Genomic DNA, 21,987 nt, shown 5'->3' with positions numbered 1-21,987 from the left:
TAATAAGAGGTAAAAATGAATCCTGGGATATGGAAGCATTCAGTAATCATTATATTCCTGAAAATTAAGAGTATTTTCTCCATCTGACAGAGGTGAAGTGATGATATGGCAGTTCCTGTTAAATCCGGCCTGTTTGTTGCCGATGTAATGATTCCAATTGCTGATGGTTTGCTGATCCCGCATTGTGGCAGGGAATGTGGCAGGGAGAGCACTGGGATCGTTGAGGAAGTCGTCAACTAATCATCACTTTACAAGGTGAATGTTATACGTAATTATAAAAACCAGTTATTACTAATTGGTTTCTGTAAGGGAGGGTTAGGCCGAACTGGCATTTTAAAAATGCTGGACTATAACTATAAAAATCGGACAAGAAGTCAATCTCAATATTTCGGAATGGATATTCCGAAAACCAGTACCTAGAGGATATAGCTATGGCACGGAAAAAGCCGACAAAAGCTGCTGCTGGTTTCGATGGCGCTGATATAGGTTTTCTGGGGAGCCGCGACGAACCTGCTGAAGAAAGGACCGTCGAGTCTCGTAAAAAACTCAGGGCAAGTCTGGATTCCCAGATAGAAGAGTTTTTGAAGAAAGGAGGCCAGATAGAACAGGTTCCATCGAACATTACTGCAGATCCACCGAAAAAGCCCTCCGGTGAATACGGTAACAGACCAATATGACTTAACGTTTAAAGCCCGGCATTCGCCGGGTTTTTTTTGCAAAAACGCTGTATCCCCGAAGCGCACCGCTGCATGAGTGCAGGAGGTTGAGATAACGCAGGGTTATCAGGGAGCGCTTCAGATCGTTCATCAAGTACTGCCCCGGTGTCAACAGAAAACAAAGGTTTCTAATGTCTTATCTCTGTGATAAAAGGTAGCAGTCAGCGATAAGTAGCTAACCATCAATTTTTGATGTCATAGGCACAGCTACTTATCTGATCGGATTGATCCAAAACGAAAAAAGAATAGCGATAATTATTGATGGATTAGGAGAATCGGATGGGAGCACTAACTTTGCCTTGTTCTTCTATCAATGATGTGCTGCAGCAACAGTCTGCAGCTATACGACAGTGGTTTTCCAGCGGTGGTCGAAAGATTGATGGTCTGGTTATTCGTAAATTTCCCTCCTGGCTTGAGTCTGATCGGTTCATTAAGGCAGGTTCAGGTGCCCGGTTTGATACTGCACGCTTTCGCCTGATGATGTGCAATAAACGTGATATCTGGCGGGTTAGTGTCGATATGGTTTTTCATCCAAAGGTGCGGCTTTTGGGTGACGGCTCTACCGCCGGTCCCGGAATATTGTTTAGTGTGCAGGATGATGAGGGCAAGGGCGTTCCGATTGACTATTTTGAGGCGGGTAATCTCACCTCATCAGGCTCAATAACTCCTGAGCAGTGGTGTTTGTACTGGTTCAGGAAGCTGGCCAGGAGTCAGCACATCAATCAAATTTTTGCCTATAAAGAATTCGAGGCAGAGATTGATTGACTCCTTGCAGGTGATGGCAGAATAACGCAAAACCTGTGGATTAACATGGAACATTATAAGCTTTTTGTTTTGTTAAGCCATGCCTGCGAAAAGGACTGAAGCATCGGGATAACAATTGCCCAGATAATGGCCAGGATCAGCATTGTCTGCCATAGGGGCTGGGCAAGTGTTACATCACTCATTTTTGCCCCCGCTAAATAGCTTAATGGTCCCCCAAAGAAGCCGAGTAAGGCTCCATAAAGTTTGTGGGTCCGAGACCAGTCAAGACTGTGTTGAAGCGTTGTAGCGAATATCAGCCATAAGCAGGCCAGCCAGAGTGGTAAAATACGTCCACCGTCATCCGGTTGAGAGTGAAACCGGAGGATTTCCAGGTTTCCAAGAAAACTATCAATAGCGCACCCCAGTAAAAAGGTAATAGCCAGTAATTGCTTTTCCCTGTGCCAGCTACCTATCCATAGCAGGTGGATTAACAGGACTGTCACGGTTGCGGCCAGGGCAATTTGGTTGCCCCCGAGAACGCAGGCAAACCAGCCAATCTGGAACAGCAGATAATTAGTAACCAGTTTTATGTTGTCTGTTGTCATCATTACCAGAAAACCAGCGAGTGATGGATGGGTCAGGGTGTGTTTAAAATATACCGGGAAAAAAATGAATGAGATAGAGATACTCTGGTTACCATTGGTAACCTTTGCCTTAAGCTCCAGTATTACACCGGGACCCAATAATATTATGCTGGCAGCCAGCGGGGTCAATTATGGCTTCTGTAGGAGTATCTCCCATATGTTGGGTGTTTCTATTGGGTTCTTTATTCTGTTTCTTGCTGTTGCGTTTGGATTGGGGAGTGTCTTTACAAGGTACCCGCAACCGCAAACGGGGTTGAAGTATGTTGGGTCTGTTTATCTGTTATGGCTCGCCTGGAAAATTGCCACAGCCAGTACAGTGACCGGTATATAAAAAATGCCAGGTAAGTTATGGGGTGATCTGTCAACCAATACGTCTTCTATCTTCTATATAGATAGATGGTGCTCTGGGATGATCACCATGCCCGGCTGCTGATTCACATCGCAAGGCGTCAGGTGAGCCACCAAAGCATTGGACATCACATTCATCAACAGATTTCTTCCTGTCATCAATATTAATAAGTGCTCCATCAAAGAGGTGGCTGGCTCGAAGATCTTTGCCGTTAATGTGTGCTGCCAAACCTGGCTCCGAGAGCAGGAATGTTCTGTGCATAAGTGTTTTGTTAGGATCATAAAAAATAACCTTCATGCATCCATCCTGCTTCTTTAATCTCAGGGCCATTGTGTGGTTAAATCCTGTATCACCTGCTGACTCAAAAATAAAATTCTTTTCATCGCCAGCAGGCATATTCCAATACTTTTCTACTAACCCCGTAAGAGCCTCAGAAAACGCTCCTTCGTGGAAATAATATCCATCGGCATAAAAGGATTTGTCAGTAATAGTAATTCGGTAGTTTACAAATCCTTCTGGATAAAAGTGCGCATGTACCGATGGAAAAAAAGATGTATTTGCAAAGGTTGATTGTATTTTTTCCGGGGTATCAATTGTTTTAAAAGTCTCTTTTCCCCGACCAAACACTTTTGTGGCATAAGCCCAGGCGAAATGTCGGCAGACTATTTTTTGTCCAGGTGCTACGGTATCAGTATCAGAGCGAGGCACTTTGCAGTTTAGGTTCTTCGATTCCCAGGGTTTAATGGAGTAATACATGGGGATTGGAGCAACACTGCCATCCTCTTTGAAAGCAAGTTTAACCTGAAGCTTACGCCCTTCATCATGCAGTTTATCTATCTTATTGGAAACATAGCCGGTTGAACTCTTGCAGGCTGACGGGATGCTGATGTTATAAGCACTTAATGGTTTATGGAGTGTTTTGGTGAACCATGCACTTGGGTGTTCTTTCATCAGCTTTTGGGTGTTACTGTCTAAAACGCTGACAGAATAACCACCAAACAATGCCTTGATGCCATTAATAAGGCATTTTATGGCCCTGATTGGCAGTAAGGATTCTGAATGTCTGTACCATGAATGTGACAGTGCTGGCAAAACACCAAGTTTGATTTGATCCATTACATGGTATCCCTTGTTTTATTATCATGATTAATTTGCTAGAAACTTTTAGAGTACAAAAGTTCTAATAAGTTCCACGGCTATCCCTCAGCTCAGGAAAGAGTGATGTTTGCTGTTGCAGGCAAGGATGGTTTGGAGCGGTATCTATTTATTGGATTTTTGGACTCGTTTCCAAGGTCCCGAAGTTGTCGCGAAAGCCTGAAGAATGTCCCCCCCTGAAGGTTGGCTCGTGCAGGTCGGCTCCTGAAGGAGCCGACCTGCACGAAGAGACTCGCTTTCGGGTTTTGGACAGGCTCCTAGTCTCCCAGAAAGGCCTTATAAGCCTCATTATCATTTTCAGGCCAGTAGTGGTAGCCAATGGCATCGAGATAGTCCGGAATATGCTGGTGCTCCTCTTCAGGCACATCCAGGCCTACCGCAACCCGCCCATAGGCAGCCCCGTGATTACGATAGTGAAACATCGTGATATTCCAGCGTTGACCCAGTTTGCTCAGGAAATTTAATAAGGCTCCGGGGCGTTCCGGAAATTCAAACCGGTAAACCTGCTCATTGCTGACGGCTTTACTATGCCCGCCCACCATATGCCGAACATGGAGTTTAGCCATCTCATTATCGGTCAGGTCAACCACGGGATAGCCGTGCTGCTGGAGTTCATTAACCAGTTGGTCGATGGGCATCTGGTCCGGGTGAACCTGAACACCGACAAAGATTCTGGCTTTGTCCGGGTTATGGTAGCGATAGTTAAACTCGGTAATATTTCTCCGGCCCAGCAGTTCGCAGAACTGTTTAAAGCTGCCGGGCTTTTCCGGGATGGTAACGGCGATGATTGCTTCCCGCTTTTCTCCCAGTTCTGTCCGTTCCGAGACATAGCGCAAACGGTCAAAGTTTATATTGGCGCCACTGTCCACTGCCAGCAGAGTCTGGCCCCGGACCTTTTCCCGGCTTACATACTTCTTCATACCGGCAATGCCCAGGGCGCCGGCGGGCTCACAGACAGAGCGGGTATCATCAAAGATATCCTTGATCGCGGCACAGATTTCATCGGCGGTGACGGTGATGACCTCGTCAATGCATTTTTGGCAGATCCTGAATGTCTCTTCACCGATCTGTGCCACCGCTACACCATCGGCAAAGATGCCCACATGGGGCAGGACAACCCGCTCACCCGCTTCAAGCGCCGCCTTCAGGCAGGCTGATTCTTCAAACTCAACACCGATGACTTTGACGTCGGGCCGCAGGTATTTGATATAGGTGCTGATACCTGCCGCCAGACCACCGCCCCCGACAGGGATGAACACCGCATCCAGGGCACCGGTCTGTTGACGCAGGATCTCCATGCCAATAGTGCCCTGACCGGCGATGGTATCAATATCATCATAAGGGTGAATGAAGGTGTAACCGTGCTTTTTCACCAGCTCGAAAGAGTGAGCCAGTGCCTGGTCAAAAGCGTCGCCGTGCAGTATGACCTCAGCTCCGTAAGCTCGAACAGACTTCACTTTGATCTCAGGGGTGGTGACCGGCATGACGATGGTGGCCCTGATGCCCATCTCCCGGGAAGCCAGGGCTACGCCCTGGGCATGATTTCCTGCAGAAGCCGCTATGACGCCATGCTCTTTTTCTTCACTCGTGAGTTGAGCCAGCTTGTTATAAGCGCCCCTGATTTTGAAGGAGAATACCGGTTGTAAGTCTTCACGCTTCAGGAGAACCCGGTTATCCAGGCGCTGGCTGAGGAAGCGGGCTTCATCAATCGGGGTTTCTATGGCGACATCATAGACCCTGGCTTCCAGTATTTTTCGAATATAACGGTGTGGCATGCTGTCCTGCTGGCGTTCACGATTGGTTTTATTGAGTGCAGGCAGTGCTGCGAAGCCTGCCATTGTATAGGAATAAGCATCAGGTTGGCACTCATCCAATTTGCCGGAAAATGGTGTAATATACGGCGCGTTTTCAGCCCTATTAACCGCTCAAGGTAACCCCATGAATCAGGATCAGCTCAAAAAGGCCACTGCTGAAGCCGCATTGCATTACATCCTGCCCCATCTTGAAAAAGATATGGTGATTGGTGTTGGTACCGGTTCTACCGCGCGCTTTTTTATTGATGCGCTGGCTGAGTATAAAGACGATTTTGATGGCTGTGTCTCCAGCTCTGAGGCATCTACCGAGCAGCTGAAATCCCATGGTATCCCTGTCTATGACCTGAATACGGTGTCTGACCTGCGTTTTTACATTGATGGGGCTGATGAAACCAATGAACATCTTCACCTGATTAAAGGTGGTGGTGCCGCACTGACCCGGGAAAAGATTATTGCGGCGGTCGCCAGGGAGTTCATTTGCATTGCTGATGAAAGCAAGGCAGTGGGTGTGCTGGGTGAATTCCCATTGCCGGTGGAAGTCATTCCCATGGCTCGCAGCCATGTTGGCCGGGAACTGGTGAAACTGGGGGGAGATCCTGCCTACCGTGAAGGGGTTGTGACCGATAATGGCAATGTGATTCTGGATGTCTGGAATATGAAGATTCTGGACCCGGTTGCACTGGAACAAACGATCAATGGGATTGTTGGTGTGGTCACTAACGGTCTGTTCGCCTGTCGTCCTGCTGATGTGCTGCTGTTGGGTACAAACGACGGTGTTAAAACAATTACCGCCAGGTGAGTGATCTCAGTCCGACAGGCACCCTGGAGGCGTTAGCCATCATGATCAGCGCTTATTAAGTGTCAATGAACCTATACTGAGACTGATTCATTTTCCCAGGGGTTTTGTAACATGGTTAATAGAGGCATCAGGTTTCTGGCTTTGCCGATCACTTTATCTGTTCTGATATCCGGGTGTTCAGATAATTCAAGTCATGTTGAGGGTAAGAACGGGGCAGAGGAAAAGCTGGAAGTTGTGATGTTCCAGGTGACTCCCACAGGCAATGGGCCAACCGTAGGCAGCGTGTTTATCCATCCTGCTGATGATGTTACTAAAGGGGTCAGATTGCAGCCGGAGCTTCATAATCTGCCGCCCGGGGAGCATGGCTTTCATGTTCATGAAAATCCCTCCTGCGCGCCGGGAGAAAAGGATGGCCAGAGTGTAGCTGCCCTGGCCGCAGGTGGTCACTATGACCCGGACAGCACCGGCCAGCACGAGGGACCTGCAGGTCATGGGCATTTGGGGGATTTGCCGGTATTAAGGGTTGAAGATAATGGCAAGGCGGTTAGCCCTGTTGAAGCATCACGACTGTCACTCTCTGAACTGAAGGGACGCTCGCTGGTGATTCATGCTGGTGCCGATAACTATTCTGACAACCCTCCCCTGGGCGGTGGTGGTGCCAGAATAGCCTGTGGGATCATTCAATAGCTGACGTTATAAAGACTGGCCGCGACCCTTTTGGGGCGGCTCTTGATCATAAATAACGGCCAAACAACTGGCTGAGCCCTTCTCCCGGATCCTCCTGGCGCATAAAAGCCTCACCCACCAGAAAGCTCTGCACATTGTGCCGGACCATGGCTTCCACATCCTGCTTTGTGTGTATACCACTTTCCGTAACCACCAGCCGACCGTCAGGAATCCGGTTAAGCAGTTCAAAAGTATTATCCAGGCTGACTTCAAACGTATGCAGGTTGCGATTATTGATGCCGAGGATAGCGCCCGGTAATGGCAGGGCTCTTTCCAGCTCATCGGCTCCATGTACCTCAACCAGAACGTCCATGCCAAGGGATTGTGCCAGCGCATTAAACTCACTGAGCTGTTGGTCAGACAGCGCGGAGACAATCAGCAGGATACAGTCAGCACCCATCATCCGGGTTTCATATATCTGATACGGATCGACCATAAAGTCCTTACGCAACACCGGCAGAGAGCAGGCATCCCGGGCGGCCTGTAAAAAACGGTCACTCCCCTGGAAAAAATCCTGGTCGGTCAACACAGACAGGCAGCTGGCTCCAGAGCGTTCATAGCTTCTGGCGATTTCTGCGGGCTCGAAGTGTTCCCGAATAACGCCTTGACTGGGAGAGGCTTTTTTGATTTCCGCAATAATGGCGGCCTGTTGCTTTGCAACCCGTAACAGCAGGTTGCGGGCAAAGCCCCGTGTTGGGGTGTTTTGTTCGGCCAGCGTTTTCACTTCATCAAGCGACCTGGTATTACGACGCTCAGAAACTTCATCATGCTTGCGCGCAATGATTTTATTCAGAATTGTCGGTAGCGACATGGAATTTGATCCTCACTTACCAGGTGGCTGCTTCTGCCGAAAAAACACGGGTGAAGCTGGCAAGCTCTTTCATTTTCTCCAGCGCCAGACCGCTATCGATGGCGTCCCGGGCCATCAGAATACCTTCCTCAAGGTGACTGGCAACACCGGAAAGATAGATAGCTGCGCCGGCATTCAGGGCGATCATGCTGGCGGCTTTTTCAGCGTATTTTCCCTGCTGTTTACCGAGGGCATCTTTGATCAATGCCAGTGATTCACTACTGTCTTGCACATCCAGCCCAATCAGGCTTTGGGAGTTGATATTGAAGTCTTCCGGTTTCAGGGTGTATTCGCAGATATTGCCATCCTTCAGCTCAGCAACGTGAGTTTCACTGGCAATACTGATTTCATCCAGCCCATCGACGGAATGTACCACCATCACATGCTCATTACCGAGTTCTCGCAGTACTTCGGCCATGGGGCGGCATAGCTCCCGGGTAAATACACCAATCAACAGGTTTTTCACGTTGGCCGGGTTGGACATCGGCCCAAGAATATTAAACAGTGTGCGAATGCCCAGCTCCCGGCGCACACCGACCACATTTTTCATGGCTGAATGGTGGGCAGGTGCAAACATAAAACCAACACCGACCTCCTCAATGCAGCGGGCAACCTGATCGGGACTGATGTCCAGGTTGACACCGGCGTGTTCCAGAAGGTCAGCGCTGCCACTTGAGCTGGAGACCCCACGATTACCGTGCTTTGCGACGTTGGCACCGGCAGCCGCGCAGACAAATGCCGACGCGGTAGAGACGTTGAACAGGTGGGCTCCATCACCTCCGGTACCGACAATATCCACCAGATGCTCAGCACTGACCTCAACGTGAGTAGCCAGCTGTCGCATAACCATGGCCGCCCCGGTGATCTCTTCAATGCTCTCACTTTTCATCCGCATGCCAGTCAGAAAGGCGGCAATCTGGCTGTCACTGCACTGGCCTGTCATGATCTGCTGCATGACCTCGACCATTTCATTCCGGCTCAGGTCAAGATGTTGCACGACCTGGTTGATGGCTTCTTTTATCTGCATTGCTTCATTCCCTTAGATCAATGGTTATATGGACTGTTTGAGGAAATTGGCCAGAAGGTCATGCCCCTGTTCGGTCATAATGGATTCCGGGTGAAACTGTACGCCCTCAACGGGCAGCTCTTTGTGGCGAACACCCATGATTTCGTCATTGCTGCCGTCGGCAAATTGCGTCCATGCTGTCACCTCAAGACAGTCAGGAAGGCTCTCTTTGTCAATCACCAGTGAGTGGTAACGGGTTGTGGTGACCGGGTTGGCCAAACCCTGGAAAACCCCGAAATCCCGATGAAAGACCGGAGAAACTTTACCGTGCATCACCTGTCGCGCACGAACAATCCTGCCGCCATACACCTGGCCAATACTCTGATGGCCAAGACAGACGCCCAGGATAGGAATCTTACCCTGGAAGTGTCGTATAACTTCCATGGATATGCCTGCTTCGTTTGGTGTGCAGGGGCCCGGGGAAATAACGATATGGTCTGGCTTTAGCTTTTCGATATCATCAATGGTGATGTGATCGTTTCTGTGGACGTCGACATTGGCCCCCAGCTCTGAGAAGTATTGCACCAGGTTAAAGGTGAATGAGTCGTAGTTGTCGATCATTAACAGCATCAGTGTTTCACCCCTTTAATAAATCCGGTTTGAGCCATGGCTACCGCACGGAATATGGCGCGTCCCTTATTCATGGTTTCCTTCCATTCCAGGTCAGGGCAGGAGTCCGCAACAATACCGGCACCGGCCTGAATATGGAGCTGACGATTCTTGATTACCGCTGTTCTGATGGCAATAGCCGTGTCCATATTGCCATTCCAGGCCAGATAGCCCACGGCGCCGCCATAGACCCCCCGTTTTACCGGCTCCATTTCATCGATGATTTCCATGGCCCGTACTTTGGGAGCCCCGCTTAACGTCCCTGCGGGTAGCGTAGCTTTGAGTACATCAAGGGCATCCAGTCCACTTTGCAGTTCGCCCGTCACATTAGAGACAATATGCATCACGTGGGAGTATCGCTCGATGACCATCCTGTCCGTCAGTTTTACCGAGCCTGTGGTTGCTACTCGTCCAACGTCGTTTCTTCCCAGGTCGATCAGCATCAGGTGTTCTGCCAGCTCTTTGGGGTCATTGAGCAACTCCTGTTCAAGGGCTTTATCCCTCTCTTCGGTATCACCCCGCTTTCGGGTGCCTGCAATCGGCCTTACGGTGACCACCCCATCTTCCAGCCGAGCCAGAATTTCAGGGGAAGAGCCGACCACATGGAAATCACCCAGATCCATGTAATACATGTAAGGTGAAGGGTTGGTACTGCGCAGAGCCCGGTAAAGGTTCAGCGGTGAACTGTCATAAGGGATTGTCATTCTCTGGGAGAGAACAACCTGCATGGCATCACCTGCCAAAATGTAATCCCGAATTGCACCAACCGAAGCTTTGAAGGCTGCTTCACCAAATCCTGATTGAAAATCATCTTCGCTGGCGGGATTCAGGGATGCCTGGACCGGAGGCTGAATATGGCTGGTTTGTAGCTGGCGCACAAGGATGTCCAGACGGAACTGTGCTTTTTCCAGTGCCGCTGGCTCGTCAGGATTGGCATGGGTAATCAGTATCAGTTTGCCACTGAGGTTGTCGAATACCACCAGTTCGTCAGACACCATTAACAGGATGTCCGGTGTATGCAGCTCGTCCTTTGGGGTGCTTTGTACCAGTTTAGGTTCAATGTAGCGAATCGTATCGTAACCAAAATAGCCCACCAGGCCTCCGGTGAATCTGGGCAGTTCCGACAGCTCAGGCACTTGATAACGCTGCTGGAATGTCTTGATAAACGTCAGAGGGTCGCTGGTGGTGTGTTCTTCTACAATCTGGCCGTCGGTTTCGATCTGAATGCGATCACCATTGACCCGGAGCAGGGTGCGGCAAGGCAGCCCAATCATCGAGTAACGGCCCCACTTTTCACCGCCCTCAACGGACTCCAGCAGGTAGGAGTAGCGGCCATTGGCAAGCTTGAGATAGGTGGTCAATGGTGTGTCAAGGTCTGCCAGAATCTCACGTACCACGGGGATGCGGTTGTATCCTTCTCTGGTCAGACGCGCAAATGCTTCTGGCGTCATAACAGCTCTCTCAAATAAGCTAACAGGGTGTTATTGATTTAGATAATCGGTGCCTGGCAACAACCATGTTGCCGTCGGGCTGAGTGTAATGGTCAGGCCCAGGGCCAGTTTTGGCAGCGCCAGGAGGCTGAAAGGAGAGGGATTGAAGACAAGGGTACACCGGAACAGACGTTATGGCCGTTGTATCTGAGTCGAAAGCTATATTGGTGATAACGCTCTTGGCTTTGACAGGGCTTCACTGCAAACTCCGCAGGGACAGGGCAGGATCTCTCCAGGCTCTTTGTTACTACTTATTACTACATTATGTCATTGTCGTCTGCGTCAAGACTATACGACTACAGGGGGGGTTGCAAACCGGCAAGTGGGCTGCCCTGATTGGAATTAATCTTTCGGCTCAGGGAGGAGTCCTGGGTCAACATTGGCCGGATTTTCCTGAGCTTTCAGTTTTTTACCGGATTCCTGACTGACATACCGATCCAGAATCTGCTGATTAAGGGGATAAACTTCCTGGTTTGCCGCATAAGAATACAGGCCGCTGCAAAAACCATAAACATCAGAAACCGGGCAATTATCACCCAGGTAATTGACGGCAGAGGTCAATCCATAAGCGGGTTTTGGACTCCCGGCTGCAGGCATTCCCATATCGAGCAGCGTTTTATCCAACGCTATGGCAAGGTCTGGCACGCTTTCAACCAGCGTACCGTCCAGGTCGTACATGACCAGGGAAAGGTTGTCCAGAAACGGATGACCATTATTGGTGTTATTGAAGCGTGGTGTTTTCATGGCTTATAAAGCCACGACCCCAGCGAGTTCGGAGCGCATTTGAGTCACGACCTCCTGATAGTTGTCAGCACCAAAAATGGCTGAACCGGCAACAAAGGTATCAGCACCAGCTTCGGCAATCTGGCGGATATTGCCAGCAGAAACACCCCCATCCACCTGGAGGCGGATATTCAGTCCACTGTCGTCAATCAGTTTGCGTACCCGGCACAGTTTTTTCAGGGTCGAGGGGATAAACTTCTGACCACCAAAACCTGGATTGACCGACATCAACAGGATCATATCCAGTTTGTCCATCACATACTCCAGCACATCGGGAGATGTTGCCGGATTGAGTACCAGTCCAGCCTGGCAGCCACCTTCGCGAATAAGCTGTAAGCTCCGGTCAATATGATCAGATGCCTCCGGGTGGAAGGTAATCATACTGGCGCCAGCTTCAATAAAATCGCCGATGATACGGTCGACCGGGCTTACCATCAGGTGAACGTCGATGGGGGCGGTGACGCCAAAATTTCTCAGTGCCTTGCAAACCATGGGGCCCAGGGTGAGGTTCGGGACGTAATGGTTGTCCATAACATCAAAGTGAATCCAGTCTGCTCCGGCGGCCAGAACATGATCGACCTCCTCGCCCAGACGGGCAAAATCTGCGGAAAGGATACTCGGGGCAATAATAAAGTCGCGCATGGTTTTCCTGATCTGCCAGTGTATGATTTCCAGGGATTGTAGCGGGTTGTCAGGGCGCTGTCAGGTGCCGTCGGCATTTGTTCAATGCAGGGATGAGCGGGGCATTCAGACTGTTATTAAACGTGTTTATCAGAGTCACTGGAGCGATACTGTTGAAGCCGATTCCAGACTACTGGATTGTTAGCCCCGATTTTTGTCTGGTCACATATTAACCCTCAGCCAACTCCTCCATTTCTGGAAAACTGATAATGACCATGTTGATAGTTAATGTTTATAGTTGGTTTTTATGATTGATTAATAATTAAAAACTTAATTTTTTGTTGGGCGGACATGAAAAAAGGTCGGTAAAATTTAAACGAGACAGGTTTCTTGAATTCAGGTTATCAATTTTTCTTATATTTATTAATATGATCTGTTAATTTGACTCTTGCGAACTATGCTGGTTTTGAAATATCGGTGGATGTTTAGTTCAGTATAAAAAGATGGTTTTCATAAGTTATGTTGTTTCTGATAAACAAAAAGTAAATGCTCGTTCAGCCAAAATATTGATTCTCAGAAAAGATAAGGGTAAATGACAAATGATTCAGTGTTTTTAATTTTAATATGACTTAAATAAAGTTGCCTGAAATCTTTAATGTTTTTTGAAAGGATAATTGCGTTTTTTATTATGAATAAATTAATTACACCTAGTGCTCCAGTCAGAAATTCAAGCTACTTGCCTGCTTTTAAAGATAAAGAGAATGAACGTTCTGATTCTACCGTGACGATGGATCGGTCAAATAGATGTGTTAACGCATATCATCTTGAAAAAGGAAAAGTCTATTTTCCATATTATAAACTCACCAGTGACGGCAAAACTCAGAACAAAAGTGTATATTTTGATTTGGATGAGTTGCGGCAATTAATTAAAAATAATGTTGATACTAATGGTGACAGGGATATTGAGCCTATTCCGGAAAAATGTATTAATCAGAGAGATTCGGTCGTTTCAATTATTACTCCCACATTAAAAATATATCCAGCCGAATCGGCCAGTCAGTCAGGCGAACTCACAACAAACATGACCAGGGAGCCGACTATTGTTTTGAGTACTGATGGAGGTATTACTGAAAGCTCTCAAAATAAAATGATTGACGCTACTGAAAATGTTGTATCACATCCACCAACACTATCACCTTCCAGTCTTTATACAATTGCATCTTCAAAAAACGTTACCCCAACAGCAGGAAGTATCAACTCGACAGTAGAAGCTACCGAAGCAGCAGTAGATAGCATTGCTCCAACGACAGAAAGTAGCACGCCGACCGCTGAAAATATTACTCCAGCAATGAGCAATGCCACACTGACAAGTGAAATACTGGTGGCACCGACAGTACCGCCAACGGTGAATATGGTTGATGATTTTCTCTCTGCGGCGGTAGCATCGACCAGTATCGGGAGACTCAGGAATGATTTGGTAGAATTCCAAAAAGCGCATCCCCGGGCAAATATTTCCACTTTACTCGACGCTGTTGATGAGACTCTGGCCTTTTATAAGTTTGTTAGCCTGGTGACCAAGCTTTCATTTTTTATTGATAGCATTAAGACTGCCCATCCGGAAGCAGCCAGTTACTATAAAAACCAATTGAGGACACTGCTGAACACCATCAATCAGCATTATGATAAAAAATCCACTTCGGACCGAACCAGAAGATCACCATGGATATTTGCTAAAGTACTGGAAAATCTGGTGAAATTTGAATCTGCACCCATGAAAGCAGAGATGTTGTCGTTTTTTAAAGGTTTTGAAGATACCCGGGTTGAGCTGACCAATGCTGTTCATTCTGGATTTTCGTTATCACCGGAGCTGAGAACTCTGATAGATACTTTACAAAGCAGTGGTAAGAATCTTGTGAAGTTAATGGAACAGGTAAATAAGGAAACTGCCAACCTGCTTGCAGAATCAAACTACTATCGTGTTGGCAGGCTTGCTTTTAAAGCAAATCTTTTAACAGAGTCATACAAAGTTGATTCTGTTATAAATGAACTGAAAACAGAAATTGATGGTGCCTGCAAGAATACATTCAGTGAGCTGATAGAGAGATATTCAAATCTTCAGAATCTACCCTCTGGAATGAATGCCAATGTGCCATTGAATGAAGTGGTGAATTTTTCTTTCACTTATGACCCTATACAAATTGCCCGTTTGGCAAATTCAGTTGGCGAAGGTTTTTGCAGGGCAGATTCGCTTTTGTCAGCTATTTCAGGTCAGGAGGGTAACTTGCTGAAATCGCTGGATAGCCTGGTGCAGTCTGTTTTTAATGGTGTTGGCTATGCAAAATATCCTTATCAACTGAGGTTTATCTTGCAAGAAAATTACTACTCTGATGCTGTCAGAGGTTTGAATAATGACCTTATTTCAGTGGGACTAAAATCCGATAGTATTCAGCTAAAAAATGCCCAGCAGGTTTTTGATGATCATTACCGTTCAGAAAAGAGAGTTACTTTCAATTCTGCTGAAGATTTATTGAGAAAAACAATCGTTAAAGGATACAGAGATCATTTACGTGTAAACAATGATCTGAAACACCCCGTTCAGCATTTTATCAGACCCGCAGAAAATCATGTTGCTTACATGGAAGTCAAGAGTGTAGACACAGGCTATCGCCTGACATTTCAGGATATACGGACGGGTCTGAAAGTAGTCAATGGAAAAAGTTTGTCTTCTCTGATAGAAGAAGCAAATAGAAAACTCAGGGAGGTATTTATTCATTACAAAATACCCCTGACCGATGCTGATGCGTACTCCGCACCGCCTTCATCTAATACAGTCACCAATACTCTTAATTCACAGGCTCAACTGGATAGAATAGGGCAGCTTCAGATAATTCCAGATTCTGCACTGACAATAAAAGATGTGGTTACCCACGACATTTCTGAACTGAAAGAACTTGATAAGAAAGCCATAAAATCAATGTTCGAAGAGTATACCAAACTGCTGACCGACCCTGATAACCAGAAAAGGTTAAAGCTGGACAATGTGGGGGACAAGCTACCCAATGTGCCTGCCTCAACGACACAGATCGATCGTTCAGATCATTTGATCAGTCAAGTTCGGGAAGTAATTGCTGCCATGAAAGATAGTGCGCAAACGGGCAAAGCCATTCCAAATCACATCAAGTTGTTGAATTCCCATATTCTTGTCGATATGGTGAATGACGCTATTAAAAATCCATCGACATCTACCCCTGACCAACCCTCCAGCAGTAGCGGGGGCAGCAAGCTTCTTAAGGCGTTAAATATTCCAGATAATCCCCCGTCCGGACCGATTGATATGACTACTCTGATGCAGATGGGGGCTATCAGAGACTTTTTGGATATTTTTGATTCAGGTGTCCATCAGCTAAAAAGGAAGTTAAGTGATAAAGACGGGCAGCCAGACTTTGATAAAGAAGCTAAAAAACCGAATGTTGACAAGCCCGTAGAGGGAAGCAAAGAACCAGATTTTGATGATGGTGGAAGAAACATAGAAGATGATATTAAAATTGAACTATCAGGCTATGAAGCTCTTGCGGTGGCATTAGCAGCATCCATAGGTGCAGCGTTAGCTGCTTTACTTGCCAGAAGAAGCACGTTTTCGAATCAGCAAGTGCAGGAGTTGGCAGGCAGTAGTGGTAATCAACCAAATCCGGGAACGGGTGGCTCACAACCAAATCCGGGAACGGGTGGATCTCAGCCAAATCCGGGAACGGGTGGCTCACAACCAAATCCGGGAACGGGTGGTGGTAATGCACCAGGCGGAGGCGGAGGGGCCGGTTTTAGCTGTACTTTTTGGTGTAAGTTCTTAATCAGTCTTTTGTTCGGCGTAATTGGTATTGCAGTCTGGAGAATAATAGAAAATTCTAAAGACCTCTTTAGAGGAGGGGGAGGAAGACTGCCACCACCTAAAACGGATCCAACCCCAGGTGGAAATGGTGATGGAAATGTTGGTGGAAATGTTGGTGGAAATGGTGGTGGTAAAGACAAACCAAATGTTCCATCAGGCGGACCCGTCGGCATACTCAGTCGTTCGGAAATTATTGCGGCTGTTACTGGCGTGCCGGAAACCAGATCTCTGACATTAGGCTCAACTGCTGGTGATTTTACAACAAGCTCCACGCAGAGCACCCCTGCAGTCAGTGAAACCGGTTCTGCAACAAGCTCAACACTGGGCACTATTGCAGCCAGTCAAACCAGTTCTGCAACAAGCTCAGCGCTGAGCACTCCTGCAGCCAGTGAAACCAGTTCTGCAATAAACTCAATGCCAGGCACTCTTACAGCCAGTGAAATCAGTTCTGCAATAAACTCAACGCTGAGCATTCTTGCAGCTGGTCAAACCAGTTCTGCAATAAGCTTAATGCACACAGATACTCCAACCCCGGGTGGCTCTACAGTTAGCCAGGCCTTGGGCAGCATGGAAGGAATGACTACACATTCGCTCAGTCGAGCACAAAGCCCGATGATCTCCAGTTTGCCTTTGAATGGCTCATTCCCGGATGGGGTACAACCTCCCGGCTTCCTGGCAAACTCAGGTTCAAATGGGCTAAAGACTTCTGGCACAGCTTTAGCCGGTGTTAACACAGAATTGTTGAGTTCAGATTTGGGCACCATCGAGCAGGGCACAGCATCCGCACTTGCTGTAGATTCCACTGCAAATGCCAGCCATGTATCTTTGGCTACGGCCACTGTTGATAGCGAACTCTCCCCCACGGCAGTACAAGCGATACCGGAAAGCTCCACGGCAGATAAGGCAACCACGACTCCGTCCATGCCTGATTCTTCTGATATTGAGGGACGTTTCGATGTGCAGGGAATAACCAACACATTCAATAATATAACGGTCGATTTATACAAAGAGTGCGAACAGAAGAACCAGATAATCACTGATTCCTTGAAATTGAACGACTATGGATCGGCAAGAGAGGACCATAGGCCATCCTCTGTTGAGCTTCACCAAAATTTCGACCTATGCACCTTAAAACAACTCATGTTAGCTGACGCTACTATGGACTCTTTACAGAACAACAGGATTTTGATGGCTAAAAGTAATAGTTCATTTATTGAAATTAAGTATCCTAAAAGAAATGAAATTGATTTAATACCATCGTACAGTTACATTCCTGATAAACCCAGCGATGCCCACAAAATTCGTAACCTCTTATTCAATCGTGCATCTTTTATATTAAAAAAAGGATTTTTTGATATCACTGTTAGCAAGACAGATATTGCCAAGGACATAGCAAACAGTTTTGAATACCCGTTTTATCATCGTGCAATGGTTCACCAGCTCCGGGAAAGTTATGCAATATTAATTAGTGACTTAAATGCATTCCGCAGGGAATCAATAGCGGTTGATAAAATTATGGATCAGGTACAGAAGAGGAGAACACTTTTCGAGAATAAATGGACTGACTTCTGGAATACCGAGAAGGTCGTAGGAATTAACCATCAAATCATGAAGGCTCCCAATATAATAGCAGTGGATTTCACCCGTTATCAGGCTGACATGTACCAAAAGTCCGTTGAGTTGATGCAGCAGATATATGATAAGTTCACCAGTTCTACCCGGACTCCCCTGAGTTATCAATTGAACAACACGCAAGAACATGGTGTCGGCAGCTCAATGCCAATCTTCGAAAACCATAATAAAGACAGCCTGTTCAATAACAGCCTTGCTGCTAACCGGCAAAATTTCAGCCAGCCAGAGCTTAAAGAACTTTTTGATCTGGATTCCATGAATGCTGGACAATTGTATGATGATTATGTTCAAAACCTTGAAGCAGAGTCTGCCCACGCAGAAAACCCGGGAAAAGGCACGATTATTTCCGGCACTCAAGTATTCAGGAATAGTTTTGAAATACATGCGCTTGAGCGATTGCGTGAGGGCAACAGTGTTGTTTATGACGTTGGCAAGCTATTTCTCGGAGCATTGCTTGATTCTGCCCCGGCTGCTGAAAGGCAGAAGAAAATGCGTGAAATTTTAGGTGTCAAGGAGCTGCTGCTGCATCAACAGATGTCCAGCTTGCAACGAATGTACGATGCCTACTTTACCATTAGAAGCAATATGACAGTGAATCAGCAAATACTCGCAGGCATTAGCAGCGGTAACCTTGATAAGGTGGCTGACTACACAGAAAAATTCAAAACAGATACCGGGGAGGTATTAAGCAAGACAATCGAGGGTATCAGTGCCGCGGATACAACAGAGATAGATACTTACATAGATGACAGAAAGGATGCATTGCTGGAACTCAGGAACACAATGATTAACGACCTCCAAGCCTTGCCAGTGACTCAAGAAGGAACTCGCGAATCATCGACGGAACGTCGTCTGACCCGGGCCGCAGGTGACCTTGTTCAGGAAACTACCAAGATAGTGTCAAAATGCCTTTCACTGTTCAAACAGATCGCTTTTGATCTTAAGACTCGCTTCAATGATCCCGAAGTTTATAAAACGCGAGATTTGATACCTGCCGATTTTCTTGACTCATCCGATGATCAGACAAGAAAACGCCGTGATGTGGCCAGTACTGATGAGAACATGATTGATGAGAACATGTTGCTCAACAGTGATTGGCAGGATTCTGCAATGGCAGAATCAGACCACCGGGATTCTCTTGAGCCTGCGCACAGTTCCGGTTCCAGCTTGCATTCAGGCATATTCTCGGATATTCGTGCCCGGCTCTCCGGGTTAGCCTCATTCGCCGGGTTGGATGGTCCTGCCCATCTGGCCAGAAGCGGATATGTGCCGCCGAATCAGGAGTCAATCCATGGTTCTTCATCAGGACAGAAGGGACAGGCATTGCGGACTCAGACTGTACCATACAACTCAAGCAGTAGCCTGATCCTGGCCAATGTCATGGCCGCTGCGATAAATGACCGCCCCCTGCGAACGGCTGATCATCAAGTTTTGAACAGCAATAGCGCTGGCAGCCTTCCATCCGACCCGGTCAGGCAATCTCCCGGTATGAAATTGTTAGAAGGCAGCAGACGGATAGCCGGTCGCCTGCAAGCCGAAGTCACTGACTTTGCGCAGGCATTGACCAGCAATGAGCTTGCTGAGGTGGCGACTGACTGGCAACCGGAGGACCTGCTGAATATCGCTATTGTGCAAACTGCCGGAAGCTCAGATCCATCCTCTGTCACAGAAGCTTTTCTGCAGACGGTGCTTGCCTCCGGGACACTGGGCGTGGAGCATGAAAGCCCTGATAATATTTTTCGCAGTGACGGAACGGTTCGCAACGTTGCTGTTGGGGCCGATGGCCAGTCATCCATTTTTTACGACAGTGTCTCACAGGGAAAACGACAACCGGTTCACCATCCATTGAACTCGCCCGATGCATGCTGCAAGCCATGGCTCAACATCAGCTGAAAAAACATGGAACTCAGGGATTATCGCCATCTTTCAGCCAAAAGGTACTGGGCCAGGCACGTTTGTTGCGCAGCCAGCAACATGAAAGCATTGCCAGCCAGTTAGGCAATTGGTTAGGCATCAGTGAAAACAAGGCAGAACAGCAGTTTGACAAGCACTTGTCGGAGCTGTTTGCAGCATCTCACCAGCCAGTACCTGAAACTATCCACTCCATTCCGTTGATACAATCTCTTGATATGGGTAATTATCAGGATACCCGACAGCAGTTTATGGAGCTGTTGCCAGAGCAACAGCTGGCAATATTGCAGTCACTGGCCAGGGCACCCGACCCGCTGGGACTCGATCAATCCAGGGATTACCTGACGCAGTGGCAAACCGATATTAAAAAATTATCGTGTAATAGTGGCTATAGCGATCACTATAGCGATCAGAGTGTGCCGGACTGGTCTGCGTTTGCCATTAGGCAGCGAGCCTGGCAATTATTCAGCTATCTCTACGACTGTAAGGTCAGCGCCCCTCAAGAGGCTTTAGCCCGAGTGCAGCTTTCATCCGCCATTAATCAACGCCAGATGACTGACGATGATGATGAGGGCCTGGAGCTGAATCGGGTGGTCACTGCGTTTTTACCCGAAGTATCAAGCGCCAGCGAAGGAGCCTCAATCGAGCTTGGCAGTGTAGACAGCCTGCAGCCCCCAGTACAGCGTCACCGATTCAACAGGGACAACATAGACCGTATGCTGGATGCATACTCAGCCATCAAAAAACAGGTTAAAGACGAGTTTCCCCGGGTATTTGGTCATACGATCCACGATCCGCAACTGCAACAGGAATTGACGGGACAGGTTGCCATCGTTTGCCTGGAGGCTCTCAAGGGCAGGTTGTCTGACAACACTGAACATTGGCAGTCCCTGGTTAAGAATGTGCTTGAAGAAGAGTTTGCCGAATTTAATGGACTCTCAAGTGGCTAAATTGGTCAAGTATGTCGTCCACTGTCAAGTGCAAAGCTTCGCAATGTATTAACCACATGACTGTTCTGGCTGAATGAGCACAATTGCCATGCACAGCCCTGAACAGCGTTGCCAAACAAGAGAATAGAACAATGGATAAAATCAGTTCATCTGCAACCCCGTCACCTGCCGGGTACATCGATTCACACAGTGCGGATAATGCCAATGGGCACTATCAGTCATACAAAGTGCTTAAGAACGACATTGCTTTTTCTTTTCTTCACTCTGTAGAGGGTGGAGGCTGCCAGGTTAAAACGGTCTTTTTGAAATTAGATGATTTTCGAGCACTTCTTGAGAAGAATCTGGATACCCAGGACAGGGAAGATTATCTGAATCATGTTCTGAGGCCTTGTACCGATCTGGAACATTCCACCATTTCAACCATTACCCCGATGCTGACGGTGGCCAAAACCTTGCCAGAGCCATCGATAAGCAAGCCAGAAGCTGGTGCTATCAGCCATGCAAGCGAGACATGGTCAAGTACTGCGCACAGTACTGCGGCCATCCGGGCAGAAAGCACTGTGGCTGCTGCCTCTTACGCCCCCAAAAGCACCACTTTGCAGGAAGCTATTGGCAATGTGTCAAACGTGCAAACGGCGGTGGCACCCAAAGAGCTTTCAGCCCAAACATCCACTGCACGTCACAGCAAATCTCCGGAGCAAACCGCAGCCGCCATGGCAGACAGTCATGCAAGCTCAGCAGGTGCTCCCTTGGCGACGCCGACAGCCACTACCCGGCAAGGCAATGCTCCGGAACAAATCGCAGCCACCACGGCAGACAGTCATGCAAGCTCAGCAGGTGCTACCCTGGCGACCCCGACACCCTCTGCCGGGCAAGGCAAGACTGAGGAGCAAGCCGCAGTCGCCACGGCAGACAGTCATGCAAGCTCAGCAGGTGCTCCCTTGGCAACTCCGACACCCTCTGCCGGGCAAAGCAAGACTCAGGAGCAAAACGCAGCTGCCACGGCAGACAGTCATGCAAGCTCAGCAGGTGCTATCCTGGCGACCGCGACACCCTCTGCCGGGCAAAGCAAGACTCAGGAGCAAACCGCAGCTGTCATGGCAGACAGTCATGCAAGCTCAGCAGGTGCTTCCCTGGCAACTCCGACATCTTCTGCCGGGCAAAGCAAGACTCAGGAGCAAACCGCAGTCACCACGGCAGACAGTCATGCAAGCTCAGCAGGTGCTACCCTGGCGACCCCGA

Annotated in this window: 19 protein-coding genes; 9 read left to right on the top strand and 10 right to left on the bottom strand. The window is 48.0% G+C overall.

The features are described from left to right. Positions 1-105: 105 nt before the first annotated feature. The gene (locus tag KDK13_RS06950) at positions 106-240 is read left to right on the top strand and encodes a hypothetical protein (protein ID WP_257284248.1); all 135 of its coding nucleotides are present in this window, start codon (positions 106-108) and stop codon (positions 238-240) included. A gap of 191 nt (positions 241-431) precedes the next feature. Then, a complete protein-coding gene (locus tag KDK13_RS06945; protein ID WP_257284247.1) occupies positions 432-677 on the top strand; it encodes a hypothetical protein in 246 nt (81 codons plus the stop codon). A gap of 1 nt (position 678) precedes the next feature. On the opposite strand, the gene KDK13_RS06940 is transcribed toward KDK13_RS06945, so the two are convergent. Next, the gene (locus tag KDK13_RS06940) at positions 679-807 is read right to left on the bottom strand and encodes a hypothetical protein (RefSeq protein ID WP_257284246.1); all 129 of its coding nucleotides are present in this window, start codon (positions 805-807) and stop codon (positions 679-681) included. Between the two features lie 188 nt (positions 808-995). Here KDK13_RS06940 and KDK13_RS06935 point away from each other — a divergent pair, with 188 nt between their 5' ends. Beyond that, a complete protein-coding gene (locus tag KDK13_RS06935) occupies positions 996-1,481 on the top strand; it encodes a hypothetical protein (protein ID WP_257284245.1) in 486 nt (161 codons plus the stop codon). Between the two features lie 53 nt (positions 1,482-1,534). Here the strand turns inward: KDK13_RS06935 and KDK13_RS06930 are convergent, their stop codons facing one another. After that, positions 1,535-2,233, bottom strand: coding sequence for a DUF2878 domain-containing protein (locus KDK13_RS06930; protein ID WP_257284244.1), 699 nt, complete (start codon positions 2,231-2,233; stop codon positions 1,535-1,537). Between KDK13_RS06930 and KDK13_RS06925 the strand changes: the two genes are divergently transcribed. Next, entirely contained in the window at positions 2,130-2,435 is a 306-nt protein-coding gene (locus KDK13_RS06925) for a LysE family translocator (protein WP_306671025.1), read from the top strand. The genes KDK13_RS06930 and KDK13_RS06925 overlap by 104 nt on opposite strands. Positions 2,436-2,465: 30 nt before the next feature. On the opposite strand, the gene KDK13_RS06920 is transcribed toward KDK13_RS06925, so the two are convergent. Further along, positions 2,466-3,569: a hypothetical protein gene (locus KDK13_RS06920; RefSeq protein ID WP_257284242.1), complete on the bottom strand. Its 1,104-nt coding sequence runs from the start codon at positions 3,567-3,569 to the stop codon at positions 2,466-2,468. 296 nt (positions 3,570-3,865) lie between these two features. After that, the gene (ilvA, locus tag KDK13_RS06915) at positions 3,866-5,446 is read right to left on the bottom strand and encodes a threonine ammonia-lyase, biosynthetic (RefSeq protein WP_257284241.1); all 1,581 of its coding nucleotides are present in this window, start codon (positions 5,444-5,446) and stop codon (positions 3,866-3,868) included. A gap of 100 nt (positions 5,447-5,546) precedes the next feature. Here ilvA and rpiA point away from each other — a divergent pair, with 100 nt between their 5' ends. Together rpiA and sodC are read left to right on the top strand one after the other, a co-directional pair. After that, on the top strand, positions 5,547-6,221 hold the full coding sequence (gene rpiA / locus KDK13_RS06910) for a ribose-5-phosphate isomerase RpiA (RefSeq protein WP_257284240.1): 675 nt from the start codon (positions 5,547-5,549) through the stop codon (positions 6,219-6,221). Between the two features lie 111 nt (positions 6,222-6,332). Next, positions 6,333-6,908, top strand: coding sequence for a superoxide dismutase [Cu-Zn] SodC (gene sodC, locus KDK13_RS06905; RefSeq protein ID WP_257284239.1), 576 nt, complete (start codon positions 6,333-6,335; stop codon positions 6,906-6,908). Positions 6,909-6,954: 46 nt separating this feature from the next. Here the strand turns inward: sodC and trpC are convergent, their stop codons facing one another. The 6 genes from trpC to rpe form a co-directional block, all read right to left on the bottom strand. Continuing rightward, the gene (trpC, locus tag KDK13_RS06900; protein ID WP_257284238.1) at positions 6,955-7,758 is read right to left on the bottom strand and encodes an indole-3-glycerol phosphate synthase TrpC; all 804 of its coding nucleotides are present in this window, start codon (positions 7,756-7,758) and stop codon (positions 6,955-6,957) included. Positions 7,759-7,774: 16 nt separating this feature from the next. Beyond that, entirely contained in the window at positions 7,775-8,824 is a 1,050-nt protein-coding gene (trpD, locus tag KDK13_RS06895; protein ID WP_257284237.1) for an anthranilate phosphoribosyltransferase, read from the bottom strand. A 24-nt stretch (positions 8,825-8,848) separates the two neighbouring features. Continuing rightward, entirely contained in the window at positions 8,849-9,433 is a 585-nt protein-coding gene (locus tag KDK13_RS06890) for an aminodeoxychorismate/anthranilate synthase component II (RefSeq protein WP_257284236.1), read from the bottom strand. Beyond that, the gene (trpE, locus tag KDK13_RS06885; protein WP_257284235.1) at positions 9,433-10,923 is read right to left on the bottom strand and encodes an anthranilate synthase component I; all 1,491 of its coding nucleotides are present in this window, start codon (positions 10,921-10,923) and stop codon (positions 9,433-9,435) included. Before trpE ends, KDK13_RS06890 begins: the two co-directional genes overlap by 1 nt. A 381-nt stretch (positions 10,924-11,304) precedes the next feature. Then, positions 11,305-11,706 carry a hypothetical protein gene (locus tag KDK13_RS06880; protein WP_257284249.1) on the bottom strand — a complete coding sequence of 134 codons (402 nt, stop codon included), beginning with the start codon at positions 11,704-11,706 and terminating at the stop codon, positions 11,305-11,307. Positions 11,707-11,709: 3 nt separating this feature from the next. After that, positions 11,710-12,387: a ribulose-phosphate 3-epimerase gene (rpe, locus tag KDK13_RS06875; RefSeq protein WP_257284234.1), complete on the bottom strand. Its 678-nt coding sequence runs from the start codon at positions 12,385-12,387 to the stop codon at positions 11,710-11,712. Between the two features lie 634 nt (positions 12,388-13,021). Between rpe and KDK13_RS06870 the strand changes: the two genes are divergently transcribed. From KDK13_RS06870 to KDK13_RS06860, 3 genes are all read left to right on the top strand, one after another. Next, on the top strand, positions 13,022-19,777 hold the full coding sequence (locus KDK13_RS06870; protein WP_257284233.1) for a hypothetical protein: 6,756 nt from the start codon (positions 13,022-13,024) through the stop codon (positions 19,775-19,777). Then, positions 19,759-20,745 (top strand): hypothetical protein, encoded by a 987-nt coding sequence (locus KDK13_RS06865; RefSeq protein ID WP_257284232.1) that lies wholly within the window; start codon positions 19,759-19,761, stop codon positions 20,743-20,745. The genes KDK13_RS06870 and KDK13_RS06865 overlap by 19 nt, the downstream gene beginning before the upstream one ends. A 131-nt stretch (positions 20,746-20,876) precedes the next feature. Then, positions 20,877-21,987 (top strand): hypothetical protein (locus KDK13_RS06860; RefSeq protein ID WP_257284231.1); only part of this gene is annotated, 1,111 nt, incomplete at its 3' end.

The organism is Endozoicomonas sp. SESOKO1, assembly GCF_024606265.1.
Lineage (GTDB): Bacteria > Pseudomonadota > Gammaproteobacteria > Pseudomonadales > Endozoicomonadaceae > Endozoicomonas.
This window is presented reverse-complemented; position numbering and strand designations above follow the sequence as displayed.